We start from the raw sequence: 6,787 nt of genomic DNA on the forward strand, positions 1-6,787 counted from the left end.
GGTTGTCGGCCGATATGTATGAGCAGGACGGCTTACTAGCCGCTGAAAACGCTCCAAAGAACTCGCCATAATGCCCCCGCTTGACCCGCAACTAGCTAATCAGTCTTGCGATGTCCGACAAGTTTCTTTGTCATTGATCCTTAACCATACATATGAAGGCAGGATTCTGGGCCCTCAGGATCCGAGAGCCTGGGGCCTTGCATATTCTGTCGAAGAACGCGCGCCCTGGTCAAAGTGGCCTGGTAATCTCAGTCGACCCAAGTCTCCAAGGTTTCGCGGAACATCACTTCGGCGGCGCCGTCCTTCTCAAACGTCAAAATGGCATTCCTGCCGCTCGCTAGGACGAATGCCAGATCAATGAAGGGGTCTCTTAGGGCGATGGAATTCAAGGTGGCCTCATTTGGGTCATCTGTCAGGGCAAAGACAAAAGAACCGTCAGCCAACCGAGCCGGTGCGCCGGCAAGCGCCACACCGGGAACCAGTTCTTCCTGTTTTGTCAGAATGCCGGCCAAAGTCACGACCTCGCGGTCGGTGAAGTCAACATGTACCAGTGCCTCAGCCGGGAGACTTGGGTCGGTGTTTTTTCGCCAGAACACCTTTACCCCCATGGCCTGCGGCGTAGACGAAATTGCGACTTGTGCCACGACGAAATATAGGCCGTCGCTGTCCATCTCTCTATGCCAGGCTACCGATCCGCTGAATGGCACGGCGCCTCCCCCACCCATATCCGCCAGCAGGAGCAAAGCACTGCCGCGCTCCACGTCGTCGATCGGAGTGGAAACAGAGACCAAACTGACGTTGCCACGATTGAGGCCAATGCGCTCGGCCTCATCTGCGTCGTAGACCCGCATCTCTTCTGGCGCTGTTCGCAGCATTTCTGAAATCACCGGTGCTGGAACGTCAAACGCCGCCAGTGTGTCCAGCATGTCAGATATGGCGACTTGGAGTGTGTACTGGTCGTGGCCGACAATCTGATGCACACCAAGCTGGCCTTCCACGTTCCGAGCAGCACCGGCAAAGAAGATATAAGCGCACGCGGAATAGCAGTAGCTGACCGGCGCAATCCTTGTGTCGAGGCCCCTGTCGAACACCTCCTGAGCCACCAACAAACCGGCGGTGACGTCGCCCCCTTCTGAGTGTAGCGCCAGCGTCCTTATCTGGGGGTACGCCTTCAGGGCGCGCCGGAAATCAATGGGCGCGTTATGGCGCACGGGGCCCGCCAAAACGATTGTCGAGGGTCGCTCATCGTCAACCAGGAAGGAGCCAAACCGAACAGGTTCCGCATTGCATCCGACGGACGCGGCGAAAAACGCGATAATGCAGAACCAATAGCGCATTGGAGCCCCCAAGCTGGAACTCTATCTTGGCGCATTCGTCTCGACCTGGCTAAACGAAAATCAGCGCCGCCGGAACGTATTGGCGTCGGTGTCGTAGTAAACCGTGCCGGTGCCCTGCGCCCGGCCCGTCCGATCATTCGTGAAGCCGCCATCAGCATTGGCCGTGTAGGTGTCATTGCCCATCTGGTATTGCTGGCCCGGTGTGTAAGACCGCCCGGACGACGTGCCCGAGAAGGACGGGGCCGACGAACTGCCCCCGCCGCTACCCCCGCCCGAAGATGCGGCTTGCACCGGAGCCCGGTACGAGTTGGCGCCGTTGACCGCCACGCGCAGCGGGTCGATCGACGGCGGACGCTGCGATGCTGGCGTTGGCATGGTGAATAAGCGCGACAGGATCGAACCGGCCGGCCGCTCGCGCGGCATCGGAACGCTGGCCTGTTGTGGGTTGATCGGGACAGACGGAACGCGGCGGGTCGCGGGCGGCTGGCCAACGCCGTTGTCGAACATCGACCCCATCGGGTTCGGCAGCAGCCGCTCCTGAAGGCCCTTGTCGATGCCGTACTCGGTAACGCCCGGCGCGGCGGTCTGGACCGTTTCGGTCTGCGCGCGGCTGGACGGGAACATGTTGGCCAGCGCGCCCCAGGACATGCCGCCCAGATCGGTCGTGATGCCGATGCTCGCGGATGGCGCCAAGGCCACAGGTGGCGCCGTAGCGGGTTGATTGCGCTGAGCAGCCCATGCTTCGGTGGCCGGGCCGTAGACGCCCTCATACATTCGCTGGATTGCCGGCGGCAATACCACAGGCGTGGCCAGCGCGGGCTGCTGCGGGGCAATGGGCGGAATGGATGGGTCGTAGGTGCTGTAGATGCCGTTATACATCTGCGCCAGTGTGGGTTCGGCCATTAGTTCAGCGCCTCCATTCGCATGATCGCTGCGTTCGTTTCGTCTTCTTCGTCGCCCTCGGAGAGCGCATTGACGATCGTGCTGGCTTGGCTGCCCAGCCACCCGCGCGCCTTCTGCGCCATGGCTGCGCGATTGGCCGGGTTGTTGGACTTGAGCAGTTCGGCAGCAATCGCGGGATCGAGCAACGCCCTGTCCAGCAGCACATTGAACGCGTCGGCCTGCTGAGAACCGACCAGACGGCGGGACAATTTGCCCGCGATGTGGGTCAGCACGAACATCGGGTTTACGCGCCCGATCTGAGCCTGCCAGAGCTTGGATTGAACTTCGGCCATGCTCACCGTCGGGTTGCCTCTCTGAAGAAGTGCTGTGCCCGAGGGGTTGACCGCACTGCCGACGCGCGGCCCAGTGTTCATGTCGCGCAGGGCTTCGCCCATGGCGCGGATATTGGTCAGATGCTCCGGATTGTCCCGGTAGAGGCGTTGCGCGACCGCAGCATTGGCGGGGTTGTCCAGGAAATTGAGCATCTTGCGCGGCACCAGCGGCATGATCCCGCTGGCAGTCTCAGCGTTGGCGTTGCGGCTGCGCGACGCGCCTTCCAGCACCTGCCAGAACGCCGACCGCGCGCCTTCAATGGCCTGCCGGTCGTTGCCGGCGAAATTCAGCAGTTCGTCGATAGTGGCGGCCGGATCGGGGTCGGCGATGACGCGGCGCATGGCGTCTTGCGCACGCTCATGCCCGAACTTGAGATAGTTCTGAACCGCCGATTTGCCGTCACTGGTCAGGTCGCGGATCGTTCGCTGCTGATTGGTGGTTGCGTCGGCCAGCGCCGCGCGGAGCGTACCTGCACTGCCAAGCTGTTCCCGAAGCTGCGGGAAGCGCCCAAATACCGTGCCGTACTGGCCCAGATAGTCGTCCAGGGCCTGCGGGTTCTCCAAGAGCCCACGGGACTGCACGTCTTGCAGGATCTGATCGCGCACAGCGGTCTGCACGCGCTCGTCGCTGCCGGCCTCACGCATCAGCGCTTCGAAATCGGCGATGCGGCCCTGATCGGACTGGACGAAACGGCCCGCGACCGCGCTGTCGGGGTAGCGGGGCTGTCCCTGGCGTTCCGAGAGCGTCTGGCCGATGGCTGTTTGCGGCCGGGTGAAGCGGTCGTGATAATCGCGTGTAGCCGTGCGAGCGGTCGAGTATTGCGCGGACAGCTCCTGCGGCACGTTCTGGTCGAGGTAATCGTCCAGCCGAGTGACATACTGCTCGACGACGCGAGCCTCTTGGTCGGTGATACCATCGCGGCGCAACTCGCTGGCCAATGCAGACCTGATCCCCATGACCTCCGAAATGGGCTGCATCATTGAGCCGGGGTCTTCCGGATCGATCAGGCGCGACGGCGAATTGGCCGCATCCGGGACCATTTTGCGGAGCGCGTCGGGGACGTAATTCTCCCCGAACGCGGCTCGCAGCACATCGATGTCGACCGGCTCAGCGCCCTGGTCCAATGGACGCCACGCTTCGCTGACGATGGCCCTCGCTGATGCGCTCGCGTCTTCGAGTGCGGTTCGAATGTTCGCTCCTCGGCCGTCACCAGTCATTATCGGCGCGAGCCCGCGCGTGGCGTTGTCGAACGCCTGCTGGGCAGCTGTGACCTGTTCCGTTGCGCCCCTGATTGCGTCGGCACGCTGGGTTTCCAGCGCTGCGGAGAACTGCGAGGCGGGCGCGTTCGGCGCCATGATGTTAAACGCCGCATCGACCGCCTGTGTATTGCTGTCGCCGACGGCCCGATATGGGCCGGGGTTGGCCCTGGCACGACCAGCTTCAAGCATGGCGAGGCCGGTGTCTTGGGAGGCGTCCGCGGTGGTGGGCCGAAACTCGGGGATGAGTTCTGTGACCGCCGATGGGCGATTGATCGCCGCCACCAAATCGGTCGTGTCGAGCGGAGCAGCCAGATCGGCCGGGTCGACACGGCGAGACGCGGGCCGCCGAGTGGATTAGCGCCGCACGAAGCTCTGCACGACGCCGACGCCGAAGCGCGAGAGGATGATCCAGCCAGCCCACTCATCGAGGGGCGCCGGCAGGGCCGCGATATTCCAGTCCTGGGGGAATGGTCCGCTCTGATGCCAGAGCAGGCTGTAGACGCATATCGCGCTCCACCAGAGCGCCAGCGGGCCGATAAAGCAGAAGTCGACATACCAGGGCATGGCGACCCGGTTCTGCAGCCAGGTCTTCACAACATCGGCCTTGAGGCGTTCCCGGTCGCTTTCGGCGTCGATCTTGCGGTCGATGACATCGAACACACGTCCTATGACGTCACCGGTGAAGAAGCTGACAATCTGGCGAAGGATGCTCATGCCCCCATCCCCAGCCGATCCTTGCGCATGTCAACCTCGGGGTCAGTCGGCAGCACAGCAGGACGCGGACGAAGCCAGATGTTGACCAGGAACGCCGCGACCAGGAACCAGCGCTGATACTCGGCCGGAATGATGGCGAGGACTTCCGGAGAGTTCAGGATCTCCGGCGCAATGAACAGCAGCGCCAAGACGATGTTGAAGAACCAGGTGCGAAGACGAACAATGGTTTCCCAGATGCGATTGGGCATGATCATGCCTCCTTTGCGGCTTGAGCCAGCGCAGAAGCGCGCTGTGCATTGACGATGGCCCTGATGATGAGAGGGGCGACGATGACGGCCACCACTGCGACGATGGCCCATAGAGGCAGGCCGGACAGGTCTGGTGCCTGGTCGACGCCAACGCCGCTACCGGTGCCCACCGCAGCACCACCACCCTGCGCCACGGCCTTATCGCGGGCTGCTTTGGCATCGGATTCGAGCTGCGCCTTGCTGCTGACCCACGACAGTGCCTTGGCTTCAACACCGGCCACACGACGAGACCAGCCCTTGCCGAAGGTGTTCCAGATGGCGAGCGAGCGAAGGAAGCTCATGCGCCGACCGCAGTGACCCTTGATGACCACGCGAGGATCAGCACGCTTGGAGGCCAGAAGCGTGACGGGCCCAATGCGGCCATCCACACCCACGCCCAGAACACGCTGCAAATCCTTGGCAGAGCGCGACACCCCGGAATTGACGCCATAGTCCATGGTCGAGAGATCGACGCCGGCTGGAAGGTCATCACCACGGATCGGGACCCAGTATTTGCCGTGGTAGATGTCGGCAATCTGGTTGTCGGTCAGGTTCTTGATTTCGAGGTGCGGGAAGGCGGCGGCCGAGATGCCCCTCTTGGTCCCTTTCAGCACCCCTACCCCGCGCTTGCCCCCGGTCCAGTTGCCCGGGTCACGAGGGTCAGCGGTAAACCCACCCTCGTGCACAAGCACATCCGCCAGCGCAGGCTGGAAGTTGCCTTTGGCCATATCGGCCTCCTATCGATGTGTTGATGATTGCGAGATCGCCCCCGCCGTGGCTCTATGTCCAAGCACGGAGGGGCGTAGATGCAGGTGAATGTATTTGTTTCGAAGGCGAGTGAAGGCGAAGAGCCAGCACTATTGATTTTGCCTTACGGCCCAGCGGCAGCCATCCCGCCGCACTTGCAGGGACTGGAGTGGAGACATCTGGCCATCACCTCGCCGGAGGATAAGCTTATTGGCGCCGACACTGGTGAGATTGAAGTCAGCATTGCCGAGCACGGATATGCTCTAGTAAAACCGACAGGCTAGGACACGGATCCGTAAGACTTCATTCATTCTGCCCATGCAGACTATCTGTTGAGCGCGATATGTAATGAGTGCGCGCTCTGGTCCTTTCTGGGAATTGTCTCGGCAGGGAAGTATTCTCTGCCGAGAGCACTTTAACCAGTTAACCCCACTGCCCTTGCATCACGCGCCCGTGATTGCGAAAACCCACACAGAGGCCGGTGGCGGAAAGAATACGCACGGGATTGCAACTCCCGGTATCCAGGTTCAAGTCCTGGCTGGCCCTCCAGACATCTCCCAATCGAACCGACCTCGAAATCAGCATAGGATTAGTTTGGGCTCTCAGCGCCCTGACCTCCCTGACACCCCTGCGCAGCGCCCCCAACATTGCGCAGGGGCTTCTTTTCTATCGATGTGTTGGAAAAGAAAGATCCCGCACGAGGCGGGCAATGTGACTTGAGTTAGTTTCTGCAACCGAGGCTTGGGCCGATCGTTGCATCACCGGCGCGAGCAAGACCCTCCCCCTATGATCGTGCCTTCCCATAGGCCTCAGCCCCCTCTCAGGGCTGGGGCCTTTTCTTGGGATGCAGTTGTGTTGGAAAAGAAAGAGGCGGCCAAGAGGGACCGCCTTGGGCGAAAAACGGCGCGCACATCCACTCCGCCGAGGCAGGGCGCTTCGCTGGCGATCATATCCAAATTGTTCATGGCACCTCCAGACAGTTGGTCATCGTTAGACGCTATTCGTCTTCCTCAAAGAGCTTGCGTCCCTCGTCGTCGGTGAGTAAGCCTCCGCTGAGGGCCACGGCGCTGTCAGTTCGTGGCTGATTGTTTCTCTTCAATGAGATGGCGTAGATGATCAATGCCATCTTCGGTGAAGGCCATGATGCCGTGCTCATGGTTGCCGCTGT

7 protein-coding genes are annotated in these 6,787 nt (G+C 61.6%); 1 reads left to right on the plus strand and 6 read right to left on the minus strand.

Annotated elements, in window-relative coordinates; genetic code table 11:
- Positions 1-248: 248 nt before the first annotated feature.
- The 6 genes from DDE76_RS18580 to DDE76_RS18605 all read right to left on the minus strand — a co-directional run bounded on the left by DDE76_RS18580 (position 249) and on the right by DDE76_RS18605 (position 5,600).
- Positions 249-1,337 (minus strand): hypothetical protein, encoded by a 1,089-nt coding sequence (locus DDE76_RS18580; RefSeq protein WP_104891958.1) that lies wholly within the window; start codon positions 1,335-1,337, stop codon positions 249-251.
- Positions 1,338-1,397: 60 nt separating this feature from the next.
- A complete protein-coding gene (locus tag DDE76_RS18585; protein ID WP_104891959.1) occupies positions 1,398-2,240 on the minus strand; it encodes a hypothetical protein in 843 nt (280 codons plus the stop codon).
- Entirely contained in the window at positions 2,240-4,153 is a 1,914-nt protein-coding gene (locus DDE76_RS18590) for a hypothetical protein (RefSeq protein ID WP_104891960.1), read from the minus strand. Before DDE76_RS18590 ends, DDE76_RS18585 begins: the two co-directional genes overlap by 1 nt.
- Positions 4,154-4,225: 72 nt before the next feature.
- Positions 4,226-4,585, minus strand: a complete 360-nt coding sequence (locus tag DDE76_RS18595; RefSeq protein ID WP_104891961.1) for a hypothetical protein — start codon at positions 4,583-4,585, stop codon at positions 4,226-4,228.
- Positions 4,582-4,833 (minus strand): hypothetical protein, encoded by a 252-nt coding sequence (locus DDE76_RS18600; protein ID WP_157955916.1) that lies wholly within the window; start codon positions 4,831-4,833, stop codon positions 4,582-4,584. The genes DDE76_RS18595 and DDE76_RS18600 overlap by 4 nt, the downstream gene beginning before the upstream one ends.
- A 2-nt stretch (positions 4,834-4,835) precedes the next feature.
- On the minus strand, positions 4,836-5,600 hold the full coding sequence (locus tag DDE76_RS18605; protein WP_104891963.1) for a glycoside hydrolase family 108 protein: 765 nt from the start codon (positions 5,598-5,600) through the stop codon (positions 4,836-4,838).
- A gap of 78 nt (positions 5,601-5,678) precedes the next feature.
- Between DDE76_RS18605 and DDE76_RS18610 the strand changes: the two genes are divergently transcribed.
- On the plus strand, positions 5,679-5,903 hold the full coding sequence (locus tag DDE76_RS18610) for a hypothetical protein (protein WP_104891964.1): 225 nt from the start codon (positions 5,679-5,681) through the stop codon (positions 5,901-5,903).
- Positions 5,904-6,787: the final 884 nt, after the last annotated feature.

The sequence above is a fragment of the Devosia indica genome, assembly GCF_003056405.1.
Taxonomy (GTDB): Bacteria; Pseudomonadota; Alphaproteobacteria; order Rhizobiales; family Devosiaceae; genus Devosia; species Devosia indica.